The organism is Pseudomonas sp. BB438 (assembly GCF_057180225.1).
The window spans coordinates 3,473,170-3,497,917 of sequence record NZ_CM170001.1; the positions used below are offsets into that span (position 1 = coordinate 3,473,170).

General features: G+C 66.4%; 17 protein-coding genes. 11 read left to right on the forward strand and 6 right to left on the reverse strand.

Annotated features, from left to right (window positions below; all coding sequences use genetic code 11):
* The first annotated feature begins 82 nt into the window (after positions 1-82).
* The 11 genes from AC1ZV1_RS15865 (at position 83) to AC1ZV1_RS15915 (ending at position 15,275) form a co-directional block, all read left to right on the forward strand.
* Entirely contained in the window at positions 83-286 is a 204-nt protein-coding gene (locus tag AC1ZV1_RS15865) for a DUF2934 domain-containing protein (protein ID WP_484292533.1), read from the forward strand.
* Between the two features lie 368 nt (positions 287-654).
* Entirely contained in the window at positions 655-2,184 is a 1,530-nt protein-coding gene (gene glgA / locus AC1ZV1_RS15870) for a glycogen synthase GlgA (protein ID WP_484292534.1), read from the forward strand.
* Positions 2,181-3,926, forward strand: coding sequence for a malto-oligosyltrehalose trehalohydrolase (treZ, locus tag AC1ZV1_RS15875; protein ID WP_484292535.1), 1,746 nt, complete (start codon positions 2,181-2,183; stop codon positions 3,924-3,926). Before glgA ends, treZ begins: the two co-directional genes overlap by 4 nt.
* Entirely contained in the window at positions 3,926-5,968 is a 2,043-nt protein-coding gene (gene malQ, locus AC1ZV1_RS15880; protein ID WP_484292536.1) for a 4-alpha-glucanotransferase, read from the forward strand. The genes treZ and malQ overlap by 1 nt, the downstream gene beginning before the upstream one ends.
* The gene (gene treY / locus AC1ZV1_RS15885) at positions 5,961-8,687 is read left to right on the forward strand and encodes a malto-oligosyltrehalose synthase (protein WP_484292537.1); all 2,727 of its coding nucleotides are present in this window, start codon (positions 5,961-5,963) and stop codon (positions 8,685-8,687) included. Before malQ ends, treY begins: the two co-directional genes overlap by 8 nt.
* Positions 8,684-9,136, forward strand: a complete 453-nt coding sequence (locus AC1ZV1_RS15890; RefSeq protein WP_484292538.1) for a DUF2934 domain-containing protein — start codon at positions 8,684-8,686, stop codon at positions 9,134-9,136. Before treY ends, AC1ZV1_RS15890 begins: the two co-directional genes overlap by 4 nt.
* A 15-nt stretch (positions 9,137-9,151) precedes the next feature.
* On the forward strand, positions 9,152-11,278 hold the full coding sequence (gene glgX, locus AC1ZV1_RS15895) for a glycogen debranching protein GlgX (protein WP_484292539.1): 2,127 nt from the start codon (positions 9,152-9,154) through the stop codon (positions 11,276-11,278).
* A 142-nt stretch (positions 11,279-11,420) separates the two neighbouring features.
* Entirely contained in the window at positions 11,421-12,338 is a 918-nt protein-coding gene (locus tag AC1ZV1_RS15900) for a DUF72 domain-containing protein (RefSeq protein ID WP_484292540.1), read from the forward strand.
* A complete protein-coding gene (locus AC1ZV1_RS15905) occupies positions 12,335-13,117 on the forward strand; it encodes an endonuclease/exonuclease/phosphatase family protein (protein WP_484292541.1) in 783 nt (260 codons plus the stop codon). Before AC1ZV1_RS15900 ends, AC1ZV1_RS15905 begins: the two co-directional genes overlap by 4 nt.
* On the forward strand, positions 13,114-14,313 hold the full coding sequence (clsB, locus tag AC1ZV1_RS15910; protein WP_484292542.1) for a cardiolipin synthase ClsB: 1,200 nt from the start codon (positions 13,114-13,116) through the stop codon (positions 14,311-14,313). Before AC1ZV1_RS15905 ends, clsB begins: the two co-directional genes overlap by 4 nt.
* Complete coding sequence (locus AC1ZV1_RS15915; protein ID WP_484292543.1) at positions 14,310-15,275, forward strand: lysylphosphatidylglycerol synthase domain-containing protein; 966 nt, start codon at positions 14,310-14,312, stop codon at positions 15,273-15,275. The genes clsB and AC1ZV1_RS15915 overlap by 4 nt, the downstream gene beginning before the upstream one ends.
* 113 nt (positions 15,276-15,388) lie before the next feature.
* Here AC1ZV1_RS15915 and glgB read toward each other — a convergent pair whose 3' ends face one another.
* The 6 genes from glgB to AC1ZV1_RS15945 form a co-directional block, all read right to left on the reverse strand.
* Complete coding sequence (glgB, locus tag AC1ZV1_RS15920; RefSeq protein WP_484292544.1) at positions 15,389-17,566, reverse strand: 1,4-alpha-glucan branching protein GlgB; 2,178 nt, start codon at positions 17,564-17,566, stop codon at positions 15,389-15,391.
* Positions 17,563-20,898 (reverse strand): maltose alpha-D-glucosyltransferase, encoded by a 3,336-nt coding sequence (gene treS / locus AC1ZV1_RS15925; RefSeq protein ID WP_484292545.1) that lies wholly within the window; start codon positions 20,896-20,898, stop codon positions 17,563-17,565. Before treS ends, glgB begins: the two co-directional genes overlap by 4 nt.
* Before the next feature lie 19 nt (positions 20,899-20,917).
* A complete protein-coding gene (locus tag AC1ZV1_RS15930) occupies positions 20,918-22,900 on the reverse strand; it encodes an alpha-1,4-glucan--maltose-1-phosphate maltosyltransferase (RefSeq protein WP_484292546.1) in 1,983 nt (660 codons plus the stop codon).
* Positions 22,901-23,020: 120 nt separating this feature from the next.
* A complete protein-coding gene (gene ku / locus AC1ZV1_RS15935) occupies positions 23,021-23,881 on the reverse strand; it encodes a non-homologous end joining protein Ku (RefSeq protein WP_484292547.1) in 861 nt (286 codons plus the stop codon).
* Entirely contained in the window at positions 23,869-24,135 is a 267-nt protein-coding gene (locus AC1ZV1_RS15940) for a hypothetical protein (protein WP_484292548.1), read from the reverse strand. The genes ku and AC1ZV1_RS15940 overlap by 13 nt, the downstream gene beginning before the upstream one ends.
* Entirely contained in the window at positions 24,125-24,643 is a 519-nt protein-coding gene (locus tag AC1ZV1_RS15945) for an MgtC/SapB family protein (protein ID WP_484292549.1), read from the reverse strand. The genes AC1ZV1_RS15940 and AC1ZV1_RS15945 overlap by 11 nt, the downstream gene beginning before the upstream one ends.
* Positions 24,644-24,748: the final 105 nt, after the last annotated feature.

The window sequence follows — 24,748 nt, forward strand, 5'->3', positions numbered from 1 at the left end:
TCCCTCGGTCAGGCTGTATGAACAACCTGACTGACAGAGCGGTCATCGGTTCTACACAGATGACGAACTGCTGGAGCCGACCATGAATCAGAGCCGCAGCGATCAGGACCGGGAAGCACAGATCCGCCAGAAGGCCTACGACCTGTGGGTCGCCGAAGGCAAACCAACCGGCCAGGCCGCTCGCCATTGGCAGATGGCCGAGGAGCATCTCGGCCATTCGCTGCCCGTCGAGCGCGCCCAGGAGCTGGACTACAAGGGCAAGCGCAACCCCCGCCGCGAAGCGTAGCGGCAGGGCGTATTGCAACCGGCGCAGAGGCCCATCGTGCATTCTGCTGGTTGCACATCGCCACGCTCGCTTCTGAATTGCCTTGTCGATCAATTAGTTACGCCGATATCGAAGGCTGGTACGGACCCTGCTTGCAGTAATGCCTGTCGGCCGCCGTGTTTTCGGCCACACCTTCTGCCCTGCCTGATGCCCTGATCAGAGCGGCTCCCGCGCCAACCGGGTTTCCGCCACGTCGGTAGCGCGCGTCGGCAGAAATGCAAAGCGTCTTTCGTTGGGGGCAGGTCCCCCACAGGACAGGACACACACCACGGAGAACCACGGGGTTGGCAGGAAACGCCAGTCCCCCTGACGAAAACGAGGAGTTACCGATGCGCAACCAGCTGGCCGATGTGCGCCTGGAAGAAGCCACAGTCAACCTCACTGCTATTCCCTCGGCCGATGGTACGCCACCCCAAGGGCGCAAACGGATACTCTTCGCCACCTCGGAATTCAGCGACTTCGTCAAGGCCGGCGGCCTGGGCGACGTCTCAGCCGCCCTGCCCCGCGCACTGCTCGCCGACCACGATATCCGAGTGCTGATCCCTGGCTATCCGCAGGTACTCAAGGGCGCGATTGCCTGCGAGATCGTCGGGCGCCTGCCGGGTCTCGCCGCGCTGCCGGCCTGCGATATCGGTGAGCTGAAGCTGGCCGACGGGCTGGTGGTGTACGCAGTGATCTGCCCCGAGTTGTACGACCGCCCCGGCACGCCCTATGTCGACCAGAACGGCCACGAATGGGCTGACAATCACATCCGCTTCGCTCGCCTGAGCCTGGCCGCCGCCGACATCGCTGCCGGCATGAGCGAGCTGGCGTGGCACCCGGATCTGCTCCATGTCAATGACTGGCCCACCGCGCTGGCTCCTGCCTACATGGCCTGGCGCGGTCAGGCCACACCCAGCGTCCTGACCATCCACAACCTTGGCTACCAGGGTTCCTGTCCGCTGAGCTGCTGCACCGAGCTGGGCCTGCCCGATGCCGCGGGGTCACCGGGCAGCATGGAGTTCTACGGCAAGCTGTCGTTCCTCAAGGCCGGCATCAGCCATGCCAGTCACATCACCACGGTGAGCGAAACCTATGCCCGTGAGATCACGGGTTCGGAGTTCGGCTGCGGCATGCACGGCGTGCTTGCACAGCGCCGTGATCGCGGCCAACTCAGCGGCATCACTCACGGCATCGACGCAGGCTGGGACCCGCTGACCGACCCGCACCTGATCGAAGGCTTCGATGCCACGCGCCTGGCCGGCAAGCGCCGCAATGCCGAGTACGTCGAGAAGCAGTTCGGCCTGCTCCCTGGACGCGGCCCGCTGTTTGCGGTGGTCTCGCGCCTCGTCCACCAGAAGGGTATCGACCTGACCCTGGCGATCGCCGACGAGATGGTTGCCGCCGGTGGCCGGCTGGTGTCCATCGGTTGCGGCGAGCCGGAGCTGGAGCAGGCGATGCGCGATCTGGCCGAGCGCTATCCGGGCCGGGTCGGCGTGCAGGTCGGTTTCGACGAGACCACCGCGCGACGCATCTACGCTGCCAGTGACTTCCTGCTCATGCCCTCGCGCTACGAGCCGTGCGGCCTCAGTCAGATGTACGCCCAGCGCTTTGGCTCTCTGCCCATCGCCCGGCATACGGGCGGACTGGCCGACACCATCATCGATGGCGTCACAGGCCTGCTGTTCCGCGACGAAACCCCGGCAAGCTACTTCGACGCCGTTCGCCGCGCACTGAACATCTACCGTTACCCCGAACTGCTGCACGCGATGCGCTGCAAGGCCATGGAGTCGCCGCTGCCCTGGGCCGAAGCCGTGCGTCCCTATACGTCCCTCTACCAGCGCCTGCTTCAACGGGTGCCGGCGCAGGCCGTGCGATGACGTTGCAGCACGGCGCGGTGATCCTGCCGGATGGCAAGGTGCGGTTTTCGTTGTGGGCGCCAACTGCACAGCGAGTGGAGGTGGAACTGGGGGGTGGCAAACGCCACGACCTGGAAAAGACCGATGATGGCTGGTTCAGCGCCGAGGTGCCGTCCATCGTCGGGCAGACCTACCGCTACCGCATCGACCACGAACTGCTGGTGGCCGACCCCGCCTCGCGGGACCAGGCCGGCGGCGTTGAAGGCGAAAGCCGGGTGGTCGATCCCGGCGCCTATCGCTGGCAGTACCCGGACTGGCGCGGCCGGCCCTGGCACGAAACGGTGATCTACGAAGTCCATGTCGGACTGTTCGACGGCTTCTCCGCACTCCAGGGAAGACTGGAAGAGCTGGCGGCGCTGGGCATCACCGCCATCGAGCTGATGCCGCTCAATGCCTTCCCCGGCCGGCGCAACTGGGGCTATGACGGCGTGTTGCCGTACGCCCCCTCCTGCGCCTATGGCGACCCGGATAACCTGCGTCGACTGATCGACACGGCCCACGGTCTGGGACTGATGGTGTTTGTCGACGTGGTCTACAACCACTTCGGCCCGCAGGGCAATTACCTTGGCCACTACGCCAGCGCCTTCTTTCGCGCCGACCAGCAGACGCCCTGGGGGCCGGCCATCGACTTCCGTCATCCGGCGGTGCGCGAGTTCTTCATTGGCAACGCCGAAATGTGGGTGCGCGAGTACCGCGTGGACGGCCTGCGAATCGATGCCGTGCACGCCATCTCCGACAAGGACTTCCTGCGAGAACTGGCCGAACGCGCCCACCAGGCCGCCGAAGGCCGTGAGCTGCACCTGATCGTGGAGAACGAGAACAACGAGGCCAGCCTGCTGCAGGGCGAGCGTGGATTCGATGCCCAGTGGAACGACGACCTGCACCACTGCCTGCACGTCCTGCTCACCGGGGAGGACGAGGCCTACTACGTCGACTACTCGCACACCCCGATCGAGCAGTTGTGCCGCTGCTTGCGCGAGGGCTTCGCCTTCCAGGGCGAGACTGACTACCGCGGCATCGCGCGCGGTGAACCCAGCGGCCAGCTCAGTCCACAAGCCTTCGTAGCCTTTCTGCAGAACCACGACCAGGTCGGCAACCGAGCGCTGGGCGAGCGCCTCACCACCCTCGCCCACCGGGATCCGTTGCGCGCCGCCAGTGCACTGGTACTGCTCGGCCCCATGGTGCCGATGTTGTTCATGGGCGAGGAATGGGGCGAGCAGCAGCCCTTCCTGTTCTTCACCGACTATCAGGGGGAGTTGGCGCGGGCTGTCACCGAAGGCCGACGCGAAGAGTTCCGGCGCTTCAGTCGATTTTCCTCACCGGGCGCAGCCGCCTGGATTCCCGATCCCAATGACTACCAGACCTTCGTGGCCTCCCGGCCTCGACCCGAGCAGGGTGATGACACCTGGCGTGCACACTACCGGCAGTTGCTGGAGCTGCGCCAGCGCTGGCTGACACCCCGCCTGCCCGGCAGCTGCGCACTGGATGCGCAACCGCTGGCCGAGCGTGCACTGAGCGCGAAATGGCGGCTCGGCGACGGCAGCCTCTGGCGCATCGACCTCAACCTCGGCTCGGACGACGTCGCCATCGAACCGCCGGGCGAAGGCGCCCAGGTGTTGTTCTGCTGTGGCCAGGGTGTGGCGCACTACCGCCACGGCTGGTTGGGCGCCGCCGCGCTGGTCGCCAGCCTGGAGACAACCTGATGAGCGATGCGCAGCTGGAACGCCTGGCAGGCGAAGCGGGCCTGGCCATCGACTGGATGGATGCCGACAACCGACCGCAGCGGCTGACCGCCGAGGTACAGCGCGCTGTGCTGGAAGCGCTCGGCTTTGCGGCGCAGAGCCCGGAGCAGATTCGCCAGAGCCTGGATGCGCTGGAGCAGCGCCGCGCAGAACTGCCGCCGCTGATCACCGCCGACCGTGGCCAGCCGATTGCCGTTCCGGTGCCACCCGGGACTCGCTACAAACTGTTCAACGAGGACGACAGCGGGCACGGCGAAGGCCGCGTCGACGAACACGGTCAGATACCCGCGATCGAACACGCTGGTTACTACCCGCTGCATCTGGGCGAGCGGGAGATCATCCTGGCCGTGGCGCCCCCGCGTTGTCCGTCGGTGGCACAGTACTGCGGTGGACGGCAGCGCGTCTGGGGCCTTGCCGCGCAGCTGTATTCCCTGCGCCGCGAGCAGGACGGTGGTGCCGGCGACATCGCCGCCCTCGCCCAGCTGGTCCGTGCGGCAGCCGGACAAGGTGCGGATGCCATCGCCATCAGCCCGGTGCACGCGATGTTCCCGGCATCACGGGAGATCTATAGCCCGTATTCCCCGTCCAGCCGGCTGCTGTTCAACGAACTCTACGCCGCGCCGAGCCTTGTGCTGGGCGACGAACCGGTGCGCCAGGCGGTGGCTGGCGCCGGGCTGGAAGCCGAGCTGGCGCGGCTGCAAGCGCTACCGCTGATCGATTGGTTGGGTGTCGCCCACCTGCGAGACCGACTGCTGGCGCAGCTCTACGGACAGTTCCAGCACGAGGCTGGCGAACTGCACGACGATTTCCTCGCGTTCCGCCAGCTCGGTGGCGCCGAATTGTTGCAGCATTGCTGCTTCCAGGTCCTGCAGCTGCGCCGGGTCGAAGCTGGCGACGGCCAGGACTGGCGCTTCTGGCCCGAGGCTTACCGTAACGCCGGGAGCGCCGAACTCGGCCATTTCATGGTCGACGAAGAACAGGCGATCAGCCAACAGGCGTTCGGCCAGTGGCTGATCGCCCGCGGCCTGCAGCAGGTGCAGAACGACGCGAAGGCCGCCGGCATGGGCATCGGCCTGATCGCCGACCTCGCGGTGGGGGCCGAGCCTTCCGGCAGTCAGGCCTGGATGCGTCAGGACGAACTGCTGACCGGCGTCAGCGTCGGCTGCCCGCCGGACATTCTCAACCGCACCGGGCAGAACTGGGGCATTTGCGCCTTCTCCCCGGACGGCCTGCGGCGCAACGGCTTCCGCGCCTTCATCGAAATGCTGCGGGCGAACCTGCGCTATGTCGGCGGCCTGCGCATCGACCACATCCTTGGCCTGCGCCGACTCTGGGTGGTTCCCACCGGTGCGGAGCCGCAGGACGGCGCCTACCTCGATTACCCGATCCAGGACCTGCTGCGGCTGATCTGCCTGGAAGCCGAGCGCGCCCAGGCAATCGTCATCGGTGAGGACCTCGGTACCGTGCCACCGGGACTGCGCGAGGCACTGGCCGAGCGGGGCATCCTGGGCATGCGTGTGCTGCTGTTCGAGCAACAGCAGGGCCGCTTCATCGCACCGGCACAGTGGCCAGACAGCGCCCTGGCCACCAGCACCACCCACGACCTGCCGACCCTGGAGGGCTGGCAGAAAGGCCGTGACATCGACTGGCGCGAACAGCTCGGCCAGCGCACCCGCGAAGCCGCTGCCGACGAGCGCAACGCTCGCCAGCACGAAGCGTTCGCCCTGCGTCGGGCGCTGGGCGAAAACCACATCCAGCCAGACCCGGTACTGGACGGCGCCATCGAGCTCCTCGGGGCAACGCCTGCGCCATTGGTCCTGCTCCCCCTGGAGGATGCCCTGGCCTGCACCGAACAGCCCAACCTGCCAGGGCCCGGCGATGCGCATCCGAACTGGCGACGACGCTTCGAGCGCAACGCCGGAGAGATGCTCGATGACCCGCAAGTGCGTGCACGCCTGGAACGCCTGCGTCGTGCACGTGACGGAGGGCGCGAACATGACTGAGATCCGCGCCACCCTTCGCCTGCAGTTCCACCGCGAGTTTACCCTGGACGACGCCCTGCCCTGGCTGGACTACTTCGCCCGGCTCGGCATCAGCCACCTCTATGCCTCACCTCTGCTGGCCGCGCAGCCAGGCTCGATGCACGGTTACGACTCCGTGGACCCGACCCGCATCAGCGAGGAGCTGGGTGGCGAGCCGGCACTGCGCCGGCTGGTGGCGGGCCTTCGGCACAATGGCATGGGACTGATCGTCGACACCGTGGCCAACCACATGCGTGTCGGCGACGCCAATCCCTGGTGGCAAGACGTACTCGAGTGGGGCCTGGATAGTCCCTACGCACACTTCTTCGACATCCGCTGGCACAGTGACGACCCGCTGCTGGACCAGCAGGTGCTGCTGCCGTGCCTGGGCGAGGACTATATCGACGAGGTGACCTCGGGGCGCATTTACCTGGATTACGACAACGCCAGCGCCCGCTTCCTGCTGCGCTACGGCGAGCAACGCTTCCCGGTCTGCCCCTCCAGCTACGGGATGATCCTCTGCCACACCGAATGCCCTGAGTTGCTGGCCCTGGCGCCGCGCTTCGTCGAGTTGCACCACCATCCACTGGGTCGCCATCTGGCGCAGGCCCTCTGTCGCGAAGCAGCTGCTCCGCTCGCCGACAGCGGGAGACTCGCCACTCTGCTGGCGTCCTACCGCGAGGATTGGCACAGCCTGCACCGCCTGATCGAGCAGCAGCATTACCGCCTGGCCAACTGGCGGGTCGCGGCGGACGACATCAACTGGCGGCGTTTCTTCGACATCAACGAGCTGGTAGGCCTGCGCGCCGAACACCCGGACGTGTTCCAGGCCAGCCACGCCTACCTGCTGCAACTGATGAACGAAGGGCTGATCGACGGCCTGCGCATCGACCACGTGGACGGCCTCGCCGATCCGCGCGGCTACTGTCGACGGCTATGGCGAGCCACCCGCGGCGCGCCGGTCTACGTCGAAAAAATCCTTGGGCCCGGCGAAGTGCTACCGGCGGACTGGAAGGTGCAAGGCACTACCGGCTATGACTTCATGAACCAGGTGTCGCAGCTGCTGCACGACGCCCGTGGCGAGCCGCTGTTGCATCACCTGTGGTTGGAGCTCAGCGGCCGGCAGGACGGTTTCGCCGAGGAAGTCCGCCAGGCGCGCAAACATGTGCTGGCCTCGCTGTTCGCCGGCGACGTCGAGGGCCTTGCGCAGCAGCTCTGGCACATCGCCCGGTTCACCCTGGCCAGCCGCGACATTCCCTTGGGCTCGATCCGCCGCGCGTTGTTCCAGTTGCTCGTCGCCTTCCCCGTCTATCGCACGTACGCCGACGCGCTGGGCCGCTCCGAGCAGGACGAATACTACTTCAGCCAGGCGCTGGAGCAGGCCCGGCAACACCTGGAACCGGGCGACCAGCGCACCCTCGGCTGGCTTGATCGCATGCTCGGCGGCGAGGCGCTGCGTCGCCAACCGCCCGGCCCGATGCGGCAGCTGCGCAAACTGGCACTGGACCGCTTCCAGCAGCTAACGCCCCCGATCGCCGCCAAGTCCCTGGAAGACACCGCGTGCTACCGCTCGGCGGCAGCCCTGGGGCGCAATGATGTCGGCTTCGATCCGCAGACGCTGGGGTGCGATGCGGACGCCTTCCACGGCGCCTGCCTGAAGCGCCTGCGCGACTTTCCCCATGCGATGCTGGCCACCGCGACCCATGACCACAAGCGCGGCGAGGATTGCCGGGCTCGCCTGGCGGTGCTCAGCGAACGCGCCGAGTGGTTCGCCGAACAGGTCTGGAGCTGGTGGAAACTCGCCGCGCCGCTGCGCCAGCACGTCGAGCGCGGCCCGGCGCCCAGCGGCGGCGATGAACTGATCCTCTATCAGTGTCTGCTCGGCAGTTGGCCGCTGGAGCTCGACATCGATGACGCGGACGGGATGCGCGAGTATCACCGGCGCATCGAGCAGTGGCAGCGCAAAGCGATTCGCGAGGCCAAGCTGGACAGCGACTGGAGCGCGCCCAACGACACCTACGAACGCGCCTGCGGCGACTTCCTCGCCGGCATCCTGCTGGACAAGGCCAATGCGCCGCTGCGCACGGCCCTTGCCGAAGCCGCCCGCAGCCTGATGCCCGCCGGAGCGCTCAACGGACTGGCGCAGTGCGCGTTGCGCAACACCACGCCGGGTGTCCCGGATCTCTACCAGGGCTGCGAGTTCTGGGACTTCACCCTGGTGGACCCGGACAACCGGCGCATCCCTGATTTCGCCAGCCTGGACGCCGCGCTGGACGGCCCGCCGGATTGGCCCGCGCTGCTCCAGGACTGGCGCACGGGTCGCATCAAGCAGGCGCTGCTCGCCGAGGCCCTCGGGCTGCGCAAGCGCTGGCCGGCGCTCTTTGCGGCTGGCGACTACCTGCCGCTGGAGGTGCGAGGCGAGCACGCCGCGCAGGTCGTCGCCTTCGTCCGCAGCCACGCCGGCCAGCACCTGCTGGTGGTAGTGCCGCGCGGCGTCGCCGCACTGCTGGGCGATTCTCCACTGCCGCAGGTACCGCCAGAGCGCTGGATGGACACACGCCTGCACCTGCCTTCCTCACTGGCCGCTGTCCGCTGGAACGGTCTGGCAGGCACGGTCGAACCGCACAACGGGGAACCCCGCCTGGCCGAGTTGCTGGCTGAGGTTCCGGTCAACCTGCTCATATCCGGAGGTGAACGATGAAGGTCGACGAGCGAAGAGTCCGCGAACTGGCCTACCAGATCTGGGAGTCCGAGGGACGCCCGGAAGGCCAGCATGACCGCCACTGGCGCATGGCGCGCAGCCTCGCCGAAACCGAGGCGGGAAATGCCGATGGTACGCAGGATCCGGTGAAACCCCGCTTCGAGGGGGACAAGGAACCGGAGAAGCCTGCCCTCCTTCAGGAGCCGCCTCGGCGCAAGGGGCGCCTGCCCAAGGCCGACCCGGAAGTGCCGAACCAGGACGAAGGCGAAACCGTGACGCCGACACCGCCGGCGGCCGAGCGCAAGTCCCCGGCCAAGGCCAAGCCGACCAAAAGTGCGCCGACCGTGACGCCCAGTGCGAAGCGCAAGCCCAAGCCCAGCCCGGCCGAGGCAGCGACTCCCGGCAATCCCGCGGTGCCCAAGCCACGCACGAAGAAGCAGAGTATCTGACCCCAGGAGCTGGCCATGACCCGACGAGCACATTCCCGCGTTACCGAAGGCCGCCCTTTCCCCCTGGGCGCCACCTGGGATGGCCTGGGCGTCAACTTCGCACTGTTCTCCGCCCACGCCACCCGGGTCGAACTGTGCCTGTTCGATGCCCAGGGCAAGCGCGAGATCGAGCGCATCGAACTACCCGAATACAGCGATGAGATCTGGCACGGCTACCTGCCCGATGCCCATCCGGGACAGATCTATGGCTACCGCGTGTACGGTCCCTACGAACCCGACGCCGGGCATCGATTCAACCCCAACAAGCTGCTGATCGATCCCTATGCGCGGCAGCTGGTGGGCGAACTGAAGTGGTCCGAATCGCTGTTCGGCTACACCATCGGCTCGCCGGATGCGGACCTCAGCTTCGACAAGCGCGACAGCGCGGCCTTCGTCCCCAAGTGCAAGGTCATCGACCCGGCCTTCACCTGGGGAGAGCAGCAGCCCGTGCGGGTGCCCTGGGACGAGACCGTCATCTATGAAGCACACCTGCGCGGCCTGAGCATGCGCCACCCTGCCGTGCCCGAGCGTCTGCGCGGCACCTGCGCGGGGCTGATGAACAGCGAGCTGCTGCAGCACCTGCGACAACTGGGCATCACCAGCCTGGAACTGTTGCCGGTGCACGGTTTCCTCGATGACAAGCACCTGCTGGAAAAGGGCATGAGCAACTACTGGGGCTACAACAGCATCGCCTTCTTCGCGCCCCAGGCCCGCTACCTCGCCAGCGGCCACATCAACGAGTTCAAGGAGATGGTCGCGCACCTGCACGCCGCCGGCATCGAGCTGATCCTCGACGTGGTCTACAACCACACGGCCGAAGGCAACGAGCTGGGCCCAACCCTGAGCATGCGCGGGATCGACAACGTCTCCTACTACCGCCTGCAGGCCGACAACCGCCGCTACTACGTCAACGATTCGGGTACCGGCAACACCCTCGACCTGAGCCACCCCTGCGTCCTGCAGATGGTCACCGACTCGCTGCGCTACTGGGCTACGGAGATGCGCGTGGACGGTTTCCGCTTCGATCTGGCGTCGATCCTCGGGCGCTACGCCAACGGTTTCGACGAGCGCCACAGCTTCCTCGTCGCCTGCCGCCAGGACCCGGTACTGAGCCATCGCAAGCTGATCGCAGAACCCTGGGACTGCGGCCCCGGCGGCTACCAGGTGGGCGGTTTCCCACCCGGCTGGGTGGAGTGGAACGACCGCTTTCGCGACACCGTGCGCAGCTTCTGGCGCGGCGACGAAGGCCAGTTGCCGGACCTGGCGCGGCGCCTCACCGCCTCGGGCGATCTCTACGACCAGCGCGGCCGGCGGCCCTATGCTTCGGTGAACTTCATCACCGCGCACGACGGCTTCACCCTGCGCGATGTGGTGACCTACAACCACAAGCACAACCAGGCCAACGGGGAAGACAACCGCGACGGAAGCGACGACAACCGCTCCTGGAACCACGGTGTCGAAGGCCCCACCGACGATGAAGGCATCCGCCGGCTGCGCGTACAGCAGATGCGCAACCTGATGGCCACGCTGCTGCTCTCCCAGGGCACGCCGATGCTGCTGGCCGGCGATGAGTTCAGCCGCACCCAGCAAGGCAACAACAACGTCTACTGCCAGGACAACGAACTCGGCTGGGTGGACTGGAACCTCGACGATGAAGGCCGCGATCTGCTGGCCTTCACCCGCCGGCTGATCCGCCTGCGCCAGGCCTACCCGATCCTGCGGCGCGGGCGCTTCCTCGTCGGCGAGTACAACGAGGAGCTGGGCGTACGCGACGTCACCTGGCTCGCGCCCGAGGGCGAGGAAATGACCGAGGATCACTGGCACGACCCGCAGCGGCGCAGTCTGGGCATGCTCCTGGATGGGCGCGCGCAACCCACCGGTATCCGCCGCAGCGGGGGCGACGCCACCCTCCTGCTGCTGCTCAACGCCGGCCATGAAGGCCTCGAGTTCATCCTTCCGGAAACGGCCCAGGGCCGCGACTGGCAGTACCTGCTCGACAGCGCCGAGCCGCAGGATCACGAGCACAGCTGGGAATTCGGCGCTGCCTACCCGCTGGGCGCACGTTCTCTGGCCCTCTTCACCCTGCGCCGCAGCGAGGACTGACCACTGGGACTATCCCCGGAACACCAGCTGGCGAGGCCCGGTCCGAGTCTTCAGGTAGCCGGAAAACAGTCACCGTCGATGGAGAATCCAATGCAGCCAGCCAACATCCGCCGCAGCTTCGTGCGCAGGGGCAGCTGAGCCCATGAAGGCCTTGCACATCGGCATTTCCGGATGGCGCTATGTGCCCTGGCGGGGCGACTTCTACCCCCACGGACTGCGTCAGAAGGACGAGCTGCGCTACGCCTCGCGTGCCCTCAACAGCATTGAGCTGAACGGCTCGTTCTATGCCTTGCAGAAGCCCGAGCACTACCGTCAGTGGGCGCAGGACACGCCGCACGACTTCCTCTTCAGCGTGAAGGGTCCGCGCTACATCACCCACATCAAGCGCCTGCGTGACGCCCGGGAAGGCCTCGCCAACTTCTTCGCCTCCGGCCCGCTGGAACTGGGCGACAAGCTCGGCCCGCTGCTCTGGCAACTGCCGCCGAGCCTGAAGTACGACGAGGGTGTGGTCGAAGCCTTCCTCGCATTGCTGCCTCACACCAGTGACGCCGCGCTGAAGCTGGCGAGGGATTACGCCACCCGCCGACCGGCGCGCTGGCCACAATCGCTCAAGAGGCGTCCTGTGCGCCATGCCATGGAAGTGCGCCACGCCAGCTTCGCCTGCGCGGAGTTTGCCCAGCAGCTGCGTCGCCACGGCGTTGCGTTGGTCTTCGCCGATGCGCCGCGCAAGTGGCCCTACGGCGAAGACCTGACCGCCAGGGATTTCGTCTACCTGCGCCTGCACGGTGACAAGGAGCTGTACGCCAGCGGCTACGGAGACGCCGCCCTCCAGCGCTGGTACGAGCGCATCAGCCGCTGGCGGCGCGGACTGCAACCTGCCGATGCCGAGCTGTTCGACACCTCGACCCGAGGCGATCGCCGTTCCCGTGAGGTCTTCTGCTATTTCGACAATGACGTGAAGGTCCGTGCGCCTTATGACGCCAGCAAGCTCATGGCACTGCTGGACCTGCAGCTGACGGATCGGCAGGAGCCGGGCGAGCCCGCAGGAGACTGGACATGAGTCCGGCCGCGCCCGATCCGAACGGCCTGGCCCAGTCGCAGCCCGGCACGTTGCTCCGGGTGCTGACAGTGAACACCCACAAGGGCTTCAACGCCTTCAACCGGCGCTTCATCCTCCATGAACTGCGCGATGCGGTACGCGCCACCTCGGCGGATCTGGTGTTTCTCCAGGAGGTGCATGGCGAGCACCAGCTACACGCCGAGCACCATGCCAACTGGCCGCAATCGCCGCAGTACGAATTCCTCGCCGACAGCATGTGGCCGGCCTTTGCCTACGGACGCAACGCCGTCTACCCCGAAGGTCATCACGGCAACGCCCTGCTCTCGCGCCTGCCGATCAGCCGCTGGGACAATCGCGACGTGTCGGTGGCCGGTACCGAAGAACGCGGCCTGCTCCACGCACAGATCGATTTGCCAGGCCAACGCGCGCTGCACGCAGTCTGTGTGCATCTGGGGCTGCATGAGGCGCAGCGGCAACAACAGCTCCGGCTGCTGTGCGCACTGATCGACGAACTGCCGGCCAACGAGCCGGTGGTCGTCGCCGGTGATTTCAACGACTGGCGCTGCAAAGCCACCGCTGTCCTTGACGGCTGCGGCCTGCATCCAGCGTTCCCCGAGAGTGGCGGGGAGCCGCGCAGCTTTCCGGCCCGCTGGCCGCTGCTGCGGCTGGACCGCATCTACGTGCGCCATCTCACGGTCACCCTGAGCGAGGTGCTCAACCGCAAACCCTGGCCGCACCTCTCCGATCATCTGCCGCTGCTCGCCGAGGTGTCGCTATGAACGAGGTATGGCACGACGGCAACGGTGTGGAGCTGCTGATCAATGGCGAGGCGTTCTTTCCCAGCGTGTTCCGCGCCATTGAGCGCGCGCGGCACGAAGTTCTGCTGGAGACCTTCATCCTGCGCGATGACAAGGTGGGGCGCGCCCTGCGTCATGTACTGATCGACGCCGCCAATCGCGGCGTCCGCGTGGAAGTGATTGCCGATGGCTACGGCACGCCGGACCTGGATGCAGACTTCATCGGCGGCCTGCTGGATGCCGGCGTGCGCCTGCATCTGTTCGACCCCCAGCCGCTGCTGTTGGGCATGCGCACCAACCTGTTCCGTCGCCTGCACCGCAAGCATGTGGTGGTGGACGGCGCAGTGGCCTTCATCGGCGGTATCAATTACTGCGCCGACCATCTGGCGGACTTCGGCACCATGGCCAAGCAGGACTACGCGGTGAGGATAGAAGGCCCTGGCGTGGAAGACATTCGCTGCGCCTGCCTGGAGCTGCTCAACCAGTACGGAGATATTCCGGCGGTCGATGCCGTGCATCCGCGCGAGCACGCCGGCCCCTGCCGCACATGCCTTGCGATCCGCGACAACCGCCACCGCCGCACCGACATCGAACAGCACTACCTGCGCGCCATCGCAAGCGCCAGGGAGCGGCTGGTGATTGCCAATGCCTACTTCTTTCCCGGGTATCGCCTCCTTCGCGCCCTGCGGGATGCGGCCGGGCGCGGAGTAAAAGTGCAGCTGATCCTCCAGGGACTGCCCGACATGCCGCTGGTGCGCCTGTGCAGCAAGCTGCTCTACGACACCCTGCTGCGCGATGGCGTGGAAATCTACGAGTACTGCGAGCGCCCGTTGCACGGCAAGGTCGCGGTCGTCGACCGGCGCTGGGCCACGGTCGGATCGAGCAACCTCGACCCACTGAGCCTGTCGCTGAACCTGGAAGGCAACCTGATGATCGAGGATCAGGCCTTTGCCAGCGGCCTGGACGAGCATCTGCAGGGCCTCGCCGCCGACAGCTGCCGCCGCGTCACTCGCCAGCATGCCCGCCGCGGCTACTGGTGGCGCGCGCCGCTGGTGTTCGCCAGCTTCCACTTCCTGCGCCACTTCCCCGCCATTGCCGGGCAACTGCCGGCCCACCGGCAGATTCTCCATCCGGCCGGCATCGACGATGAGGCCGGTCATTCGCAGGTGCAACCATGAACCGCAAGCGCTTCTGGAAGCTGGCCAACCGCACCTTCAACATCGCGCTGCTGATCGCCCTGCCGGTGTTGCTGTTCCTGCTGCTGCGCGCCACCGACTGGAGCGAAGTGTTCCGCCTGTTGCGCGAATACAAGCTCAGCACCCTGGCGCTGGGTATGCTGATCGCCCTTTGCAGCTACGGCATCTTCAGCAGCTTCGATGTGCTCAGCCGCTTCTACATCGGCCACCCACTGCCGGTACGGCGAGTGTTCACCGTGGCGTTCGTGTGCAACGCCTTCAACCTCAATCTCAGCTCCTGGGTCGGTGCCATCGCCCTGCGTTACCGTCTCTATGGGCGATTGGGAATGAGCACGGGGGACATCACGCGCATTCTCACCTTCAGCCTGATCACCAACTGGTACGGCTACCTGCTGCTGGCGGGTGTGCTGTTCGTCTCCGGCTTCCCCGACCTGCCGCAGAGCTGGTCGCTCGGCCAGAGCGGGTTGCGCGCCATCGGCGTGTTACTCCTGGTACTGGGCACCGGCTACCTGCTGGCGTGCCGCTTCGCCCGCCGTCGCGCCTGGGGCTGGAAGCGCTACCGGCTGAACCTGCCGACCTGGCGCCTGGCCGCGCTACAGGGCATTGCCGGGGCGAGCAACTGGTCGATGATGGCGCTGCTGATCTACAGCCTGCTGCCGTCCTCGGCAAGCTACCCGGAAGTGCTGGCGACCCTGATGATCAGCAGCATCGCCGGCGTCGTGTTGCACGTGCCGGCGGGCCTGGGGGTGATCGAGACGGTGTTCATCACCGTGCTGCGCGATCATTTCTCCCGTGGTGAACTGGTGGCCGCACTGATCGGTTATCGGGTGCTGTACTTCCTGATTCCCCTGCTGCTCGCCTGCCTGGTGTACCTGTGGCTGGAGCGCCATGCCAGGAAGCTCAAGCGCCGCGCGGATCGACGGGAAGCCGCGCGCGTGTCCTGACCGGCGGCCCTGGCGGCGGATCGCGGGCGCCGCCCGCTTCTCCAATCAACCTGTGGTGAATCTCCTCTCCTGTCGGAACGTGCCCTGCCCGCGATCGCGGAAGCCGCCTGCCGCTACCGGTCGATGGCGTCGCCGGTGGGGCGCAGGATCAGGCAGCCCAGCGGCGGCAGGTCCAGCGCCAGCGACTGGGTCTGCCCGTGGGATTCATGGGGATCGCTTTCCAGCACCCCTCGACTGCCCGCACCCGAGCCGCCAAATGTGTCGGCGTCGCTGTTGAGCAGCACCTGCCAATGGCCGGCCAGCGGCACACCAACCCGATAGTGTGGGCGCGGCACCGGCGTGAAGTTGTGCACCACCAGCAGCGGCGCGCCGTCACCGGCCAGGCGCAGCCAGGCATAGACGCTGTTGCGCGCGTCGTCGCCGATCAGCCAGTGGAAACCCTCGGCGCGGTCGTCGAAGGCATGCAGCGAGGATTCCTCACGTAATAGCTGGTTCAACGCGCGGATCAGCGCCTGGGTGCCGAAGTGCTCGGCGTAGCGCAGCAGGTACCAGTCCAGCTGACCGTCATGGTCCCATTCGCGCCACTGGCCGAACTCGCAGCCCATGAACAGCAGCTTCTTGCCCGGATGGGTCCACATCATCGACAGGTACAAGCGCAGGTTGGCGAACTGCTGCCAGCGGTCGCCCGGCATCTTGCCCAGCAGCGAACCCTTGCCGTGCACCACCTCGTCGTGGGAGATGGGCAGGATGAAGTGTTCTGAGAAGGCGTAGAGCAATCCAAAGGTCAGCTTGTGGTGATGATGGATGCGGTTGATCGGGTCTTCGCGGATGTACGAGAGGCTGTCGTGCATCCAGCCCATGTTCCATTTGTAGGCGAAGCCCAGGCCGCCCTCCTCCGTGGGCCGGCTGACCCCCGGCCAGGCAGTGGATTCCTCGGCGATCACCAGCGCGCCCGGCGCCTCGGTAGGGACGACACTGTTGAGGTGACGGAGGAATTCGATGGCTTCGAGGTTTTCCCGGCCGCCATGGCGATTCGGGATCCACTCGCCCTCCTTGCGCGAATAGTCGCGATAGAGCATCGAGGCCACCGCGTCCACCCGCAGGCCGTCGATATGGTATTCGCGCAGCCAGTGCAGCGCCGAAGCCAGCATGAAACCGTGCACCTCGTTACGGCCGAGGTTGTAGATATAGGTGTCCCAATCCTGGTGGAAGCCCTCGAATGGATGCGCGTACTCGTACAACGCGGTGCCGTCGAAGTGCGCCAGGCCGTGGACATCGGTGGGGAAATGCGCCGGCACCCAGTCGAGGATCACCCCGATCCCGGCCTGGTGGCAGCGATCGACGAAACGGGCGAAATCCGCCGGACTGCCGTAGCGCGCGGTGGGCGCGAACAGCGACAGCGGCTGATATCCCCAGGAACCGCCGAAGGGATGCTCCATGATCGGCATCAACTCGATGTGGGTGAAACCCAGGTCGTTGATATAGGGAATCAGCCGATCGGCCAGCTCGTCCCAGGTTGGCGCGCGGTTATCCACCCACTGCCAGGAACCGGCGTGCAATTCATAGATCGACAGTGGCCGGTCGCCCCCCTGTCGATCACCGCGTTGCAGCATCCATTCGTCATCCTGCCAGGCGAAAGGCGTCGGGTCCGCCACCCGCGAGCCGGTGGCCGGCGGCATCTCGGTGGCCAGCGCCATCGGGTCGGCCTTGAGTGGCAGCAAGCCGTCCTGGCCGAGCAGTTCGTACTTGTAGACCTCGCCCGGCTGCAGGCGCGGAATGAACAGTTCCCAGACGCCAGCGGGGTAACGCAGGCGCATCACGTGCCGGCGGCCGTCCCAGCCGTTGAAATCGCCCACCACCGATACTCGCTTGGCGTTGGGTGCCCACACGGCGAAACGCACCCCGGGTACGCCTTCGTGCTCCATCGCCTGCGCGCCGAAGCATTTGCCGAGCTGGCGATGGTTGCCCTCGGCGAACAGGTACAGGTCCAGTTCACTTACGGAAGGACCGAAGGCATAGGGGTCCTCGGTGACCTGCTCATGCTCCGGCCAGTGGATACGCAGACGGTAAGGCGTCTTCCGGGGCAGGCGCGCAACGAACAGACCACCGGCCTCCAGCGGTTCCATCGCGACGAGGAACTCGTCCTGCGGCGACAGCAGCTCCACCGCCAGCGCACCGGGCAGCCACGCGCGGACCAGCTCGCCGTCTTCATCCTGGTGCGGGCCGAGGAAGGCGAAGGGATCGGCGTGGTCAGCACGCTGCAGATGGTCCAGGTCGTGGTGCGGGGTCATGTACGTCCTCCAATCAGGTGTCGCGCCAATTCAAAGAGTCCCTGCAGCGGTACTTCCAGCCAGTCGGGACGGTGACCGGCTTCGTAGAGCACTTCGTAGGCAGCCTTCTCCAGGCTGAACAGGGCCAGTGCCGCCCCTTCGCCTTCGCGGCCGTGCCATTCGTGGGGCAGGTCGACTGCGGCCGCGCGATAGGCCTCGAGGAATGCGTCCCGAGCGTCGCGTCGGTAGCGCAGCGCCAGCTCGGCGCGGGCCGCTTGGACTTCAGCCGGCGCCTCGGTGCCCTGGGCGCTGCGCAGGGCCATGGCGGCGGCGTAGTCGAAGGAGCGCAGGACGCCAGTCACGTCCTTCAACGGGCTGTGACGCTGACGTCGTTCGGCCAGCGGGCGGTTCGGCTCACCTTCGAAGTCGATGAGGAAGGCATCGCCCTGTACCACCAGCACCTGGCCCAGGTGCAAGTCGCCATGGACGCGGATCATCACCCCGCCCTCCGCCAGCCGCGCGAGGTTGCCCACGGCCTGCAGCAGTTCGCGGCGTTTCTCCAGCAGCCAGTCGACCATCACGCCGCCGCGTTCATCCAGGTGGGCTCGCGCTCCCTGCAACGCATCCAACGCCTGCTCGATCTGCGCGCTGATGCTGCCGGTCCATGCCGCGCTGTCGGCCGCGGCACTGCGATGCAGGCCGAATTCGGGTTCATCGCTGGCCTCGGCCAGCAACTGGTGCATCTCGCCCAAGCGCTGGCCGAGCCGGCCGGCGAACAGGCGCAGCTCTTCCATCACATCGAATTCAGGCTCGGGGGCGTCCGCTCCCGGCAACAGGCCATCGCGCATGGCGCGTTCCAGCTGGTTCAGCGTCCAGCTCCAGGCATCGCCCTGGTTGCTCAGGTAGCCCTGCAGCAGCATCAGGGTGTGCGGCTCGCCGCGGGCGTCGATGCGGCGTACCTCGCCCAGCAATGGTGCGATGTTGGCGAAGCCGCGACGGCTCAGGTAAGCGCCCATTTCTGCTTCCGGATGCACGCCGGGGAAGACCCGCCGCAGCAGCTTGAGCAGCAATCTGCCGCCAATCAGCGCTGAGCTGTTGGACTGGTCGACGCTGAGCACGCGGATCTCCGCGTCGTCATCGATCTCGCTGAATTGCGGCAAGCCAGGCTGCGGAAGGAACTGCAGCTCCCCGGCCGGCCCCTGCATGGTCGCAGTCTCGCGCAGCAGACGCAGCACGAGGCGGCTGAACGCCGGCAAGGCGAATGCGTCGGTGAGCAGGCCAACCTTGCGCCCACGGCGCAGGCGCGCCAGCGCCAGTTGCCGAGGCAGGTCGTTCCCCGCGCTGCCCTTCTCCGGCACGGCGGCCAGGGGCAGTTGGTAATGCTCTGCACCCTCCGCCCCATTGACCTCCACTTCCGCCAGCATCGGCGCCGCATCTGCATCACCCAATGGCATGGCGTAGAGAAGACGCGCGCTGCCCGCCTCCAGGCGGCCTCGGGCGAACCAGCGGCGCTTGGGCAGGTAGCGCGGCAGCGAGTCGTTCTCCAGCAGTTCGCGCGGCGCGCCGCTCATGATCTCGCCCAGCCGCTGAGCCAGCACCAGCGTCGGCAGCTCCGGCATGCGCTCTACTGGCTGTACATGCCACGCGGGCATCTGTTGGCTATCCGCCAGATAGAACCAGTAGAAGCCGTAGGGCGGCAGGGTCAGCAGATAGGTCATCCGGCCAATCGGCGGGAAGGATGAGCCGCCCAGCATTTCCACCGGCACCCGGCCATCGAAGGCCGACAGGTCCAGCTCCACTGCCTGGGCGGCATTGGACAGATTGGCGACGCAGAGAATGGTGTCCTCACTGGCGTCCTCGCCTTCGGGCCGATACTGGCGCAAGTAGGCCAGGATGCGTCGGTTCGGTGGCGAGAGCATGCTGATGCTGCCGCGGCCGAACGCCTTCTGCTGCTTGCGCACGCCGAGCATGCGGCGGGTCCAGTTGAGCAGCGAGTGCGGGTCACGTGCCTGGGCCTCGACATTGACGCTCTGGTAGCCGTAGAGCGAATCGAGGATCGGCGGCAGCACCAGGCTGGCCGGATCCGCGCGGGAAAATCCGCCATTGCGGTCCACCGACCATTGCATCGGCGTGCGCACACCGTCCCGGTCACCCAGGTAGATGTTGTCGCCCATGCCGATCTCGTCGCCGTAATAGAGGGTCGGCGTGCCGGGCATGGAGAGCAGCAGGCTGTTGAGCAGTTCGATACGCCGACGGTCACGCTCCACCAGCGGCGCGAGACGCCGTCGAATCCCCAGGTTGATGCGGGCGCGGCGGTCGGCGGCGTAGTAGTTCCAGAGATAATCGCGCTCGTCGTCGGTGACCATCTCCAGGGTGAGTTCATCGTGATTGCGCAGGAAGATTGCCCACTGGCAGTTGTCCGGGATCGCTGGGGTCTGGCGCAGGATGTCACTGATCGGGAAGCGGTCTTCCTGGGCGATCGCCATGTACATGCGCGGCATCAGCGGGAAGTGGAAAGCCATGTGGCATTCGTCGCCGGGGCCGCCGTCCGTTCCGCCAAAGTACGGACGCGTGTCTTCCGGCCACTGGTTGGCCTCCGCCAGCAGCATGCGATCCGGGTAATGCGCGTCCAGTTCCGCGCGGATGCGCTTGAGCACCAGGTGCGTCTCGGGGAGGTTCTCGTTGTTGGTGCCCTCACGCTCGATCAGGTAAGGAATCGCATCGAGGCGCAGGCCATCGACCCCCATGTCCAGCCAGTAGCGCATCACCCCGAGCACCGCACGCAGTACCTGCGGGTTGTCGAAGTTGAGGTCCGGCTGGTGCGAGTAGAAGCGGTGCCAGAAATACTGTCCGGCCAGTGGGTCCCAGGTCCAGTTGGACTGTTCAGAGTCGATGAAGATGATCCGCGTCTGGTCGTATTTGCCGTCGTCGTCGGACCACACGTACCAGTTGCGCGCCTGGGAGCCTTTCTTCGCCCGCCGCGCACGCTGGAACCAGGGGTGCTGGTCGGAGGTGTGGTTGATGACCAGTTCGGTGATCACCCGCAGCCCGCGTTCGTGGGCTGCATCGATGAAGCGGCGGGCATCGGCCAGGGTGCCGTAGTCCGGGTGTACACCCTTGTACATGGCGATGTCGTAACCATCGTCGCGCCGAGGCGAGGGATAGAACGGCAGCAGCCAGAGGGTGTTCACGCCCAGGTCGGCGATGTAGTCGAGCTTCTCGATCAGCCCGCGGAAGTCGCCGATGCCGTCGTTGTTGGCATCGAAGAAGGATTTTACGTGCAGCTGGTAGATGACCGCGTCCTTGTACCAGAGCGGATCATCGAGAAACGGACGGGTCTTGCGCTTGGCCATGGTCGCAATCCTTCAGGAGTCAGGTCTCGGGGTGCAGGCGCCAGATGCCGAACGGCAGGTGCCAGGGCTCGATGCGCATCCACTGGCGCTTGCCCTGCCAGGTCCAGCGGTGGCCGTTCATCAGGTCCTCACCGCCCATGGGCGCATCATCAGGCAACCCGAATTCCCAGAGTGGCAGCTCGAAGTCGGCTTCCTGGGCGTTGTCCGGGTCGAGGCTGACCGCCACCAGGATGAAGTTGGACAGGTCGGCGGTGCGCTTGCCGAACAACAGGATGTTGTCGTTGAACGCGTGGTAGGCCTGGAAGCCCAGATGGCTGTGCAGCGCCGGGTTTTCGCGGCGGATGCGGTTGAGCCGGGTGATCTCGCCGACGATGTTGCCGGAGGCGTGGTAGTCGCGCTGGCGCAGCTGGTACTTCTCCGAATCGAAGTACTCCTCCTTGCCCGGCACCGGGTCCGCCTCGCACAGCTCGAAGCCCGAGTACATGCCCCACAACCCGGAGCCCATCGTCGCCAGCGCGGCCCGAATGAGAAAGCCGGCGCGCCCTGCGCGCTGCAGGAAATAGGGGTTGATATCCGGCGTGTTGACGAAGAAGTTCGGCCGGTAGCAATCGCGCAGCGGGGGCTGGTTGAGTTCGCTGAAGTACTCCGCCAGCTCGGCCTTGGTGTTGCGCCAGGTGAAGTAGGTGTAGCTCTGGCTGAAGCCGACCTTGCCCAGGCGCGCCATCATCGCCGGGCGTGTAAAGGCCTCGGCAAGGAAGATCACCTGCGGGTGTTCACGGCGCACTTCGGCGATCAGCCACTCCCAGAACGGCAGCGGTTTGGTGTGCGGGTTGTCGACGCGGAACAGGTTGACGCCCTGCTCCACCCAGCCCAGCACCACCTGCAGCAATTCCATCCAGAGATCGGGTACGGCGTCCGGCGCATAGAAATCGACGTTGACGATGTCCTCGTACTTCTTCGGCGGATTCTCCGCGTGGCGGAGGGTCCCGTCGGCGCGCCAGCTGAACCAGCCGGGGTGCTCGCGCAGCCAGGGATGGTCCGGAGAACACTGGATGGCAAAGTCCAGGGCGACCTCCAGGCCGTGCTCACGGGCGGCTTCTACCAGGTCGTGAAAGTCCTCCAGCGTGCCAAGCTGCGGGTGCACGGCGTCATGACCGCCCTCTTCGCTGCCGATCGCGTAGGGGCTGCCGGGATCGTCCGGGCCGGCCTGCAGACTGTTGTTGCGGCCCTTGCGGTGGGTGCGACCAATCGGATGGATCGGCGGGAAATACAGGACATCGAAGCCCATGGCGGCAATGTCCGGCAGGCGTCGGTGAACGTCGGCGAAGGTGCCGTGCTGGCCGGGCACGCTGCTTTCCGAGCGCGGGAACAGCTCGTACCAACTGGCGAATTCAGCCAGTGGTCGCTCCACGTCCAACTCGAAGGTCAGGCTACGGGTCAGGTACGGGCGGTGCTCGGCGCGCTGCATCACCGCCAGGGTACGCGGCGCCATGAGCAGGCCGAAGCGCGCCTCGCGCCCTTCGCTGTCCAGCAGTTCGCGGACGATCTGCGCAAGCTCTGCTTCGCAGTCTTCCGGCGCCGTCTGCAGCACGTTCTGCAGCAGCTCGATGCCCTCGCGGAACTCCAGGTCCACCACCTGCCCCGCGGCGTACTTCTTCTCCAGTTCGTAGCGGAAGCTCGCATAGCTGTCGATCCAGGCCAGCACGATGAATTCGGTGCGGCCGACCTGGGTCGGGGTGATCTGCGCTTCCCAATGGTCATTGCCCAGCGGCAGCAGCGGTGTTTTCCGCCACGGCTGGCCTTTGCCTTCGCGCCAGGCGACTTCGGCACCGAGCTTGTCATGGCCATCGCTTAAGATGCGCGCATGGATTCGCGAAGCGCGATGACAGATGGCCTTGGCGGCAAAGCGGCCGCTTTCCAGGCGAGGCTGCACATCCTCGATAACGATGCGCGCCTCATTGGCGGCGGCTTCGGCCCGTCTGGCCGGATTCTCCAGTTCCATCGCGGCGCCCTCCTCGCGGCGGTGCGCGCCCCATGGCGCGCTCAGGGTGGATTGGCGAGCTACAGGGGTTGGAAGCGACGCGACGGCGGCAAGTTCAGGCTAATTGCGCCAATGGTTGACTCAGGAGGTCTTGCGTTTGCGCGTGGGCTTGCTGGTTGCGCTCTTCTGCGCCGGCGCGCTGGCCGCCGTGCGCCGCTTGCCGTCGCCCTTTAGGCTGCGCTTGAGCAGTTCGGTGAGGTCGATGATGTCCGCGCCTTCGCCACTTTTCGCGTCCACTTGCGGGACGCGCTCCAGTTGCCCCTTGGCGGCCTTCTGTTCCACCAGCCGGTGGATTTCCTCGCTGAAGCGATCCTCGTAGTCCGCCGGCGTCCAGTGACCGGACATGTCCTTGACCAGCCGCTCGGCCATTTCCGTCTCGCGCTTGTCCAACTTCACCTTGTCCAGCGCCAGGCCCAGCTCGTCCACCTCGCGCACGTCTGCCGGCCAGCGCAGGGTCATCAGCAGGATCGCTTCGCCCTCTTCGCGCAACATTGCCAGGTGCTGGCGGCTGTGCATCACCAACTGGCAAACAGCGGCCTTGCCGGTCTTCTTCAAGGTATCGCGCAGCAGCACATAGACCTTTTCACCGCGTTTCTCGGGCGTGAGGTAGTACGGCGAGTCGTAGAACGGCACGGGGATTTCGGCGATGTCGATGAAGCTGAGGATGTCGATGCTCTGGGTCGCTTCCGGGCGCGCGGCGCGGATTTCCTCCTCGCTGATCACCACATAGCGACCCTTCTCCAGTTCCACGCCCTTGACGATGTGTTCCTTGGGCACCTCCTTGCCGGTGACCTTGTTCACGCGCTGGTAGCCAACCGGTTCGAGGCTGCGGTCGTCGAGCCAGTCGAAGTCGGTGCCGCTGGAGCGCGAGGCGCTGTTGAGCGCTACCGGGATGTGCACCAGACCGAAGCTGATGGCGCCTTTCCAGATCACACGGGCCATGGGCAGTCCTCCTGCAGGGTCACGCCGTCATCGAAGTGCACGCGACCCTCGGCGTCGATGTCGCGCACGCGGGCAAGCATTCGACGCGCCGCCGCTTCGGCTTCCGACGTATTGCGGCTGCCGGGGGCGTAGACCCACAGCACCTCCACCGCGGCGCCCTCGCGGCAGACCTGATATTCGATCAGCCCGCTGTAGCGGCCGTTCTCGAACATGGCGTCGGTCCAGGCGCAGGCCTGGGGGAATTCACGGAACATCGCGGTCCTCGCTCGACTCGTGGGGGACAGGTCTGTGGTTGCGCTCCAGCCAGCGCGGCAGGCCGTGCAGCACCAGCAGCGCCAGCAGGGTGCCGAGCACCGCCGTGGCGGAATGGCCGAGCCCCACACTGATACCAATGGCCGTGCTCAGCCAGAGCCCGGCGGCGGTGGTCAGGCCCTTCACTTCGGAGACCTGGCTGCCCTTGAGAATGGTGCCCGCGCACAGGAAGCCGATCCCCGCGGCAATACCCTGGATGACCCGGCTGACGGCATCCGCCTGCGCGCCACCTTCGCGGATCGCCATCACGAACAGCGCTGCGCCCAAGGTCACCAGCATGTGCGTGCGCAGGCCGGCAGCCTTGCCCTGGCTCTCGCGCTCATAGCCGACGACACCGCCCAGCGCCACGGCGAGGCTCAGGCGCAGCGAGGCGCGGGTGATCTGCTCGACCTCGCTGAGGTCGGAGAACTCGGCCACCAGCGTCAGCCAGATTCGCTCCAGTGTGTCCATGTCCGGCTCGTGTCGAAGCCCTGATAAGAGTGCAGACCCGGATAAACGCCATTTGGTTTGCTCGATTTCGCCTGCAGTCGCTGACCGTCCGGCAGAAAGGCGGCG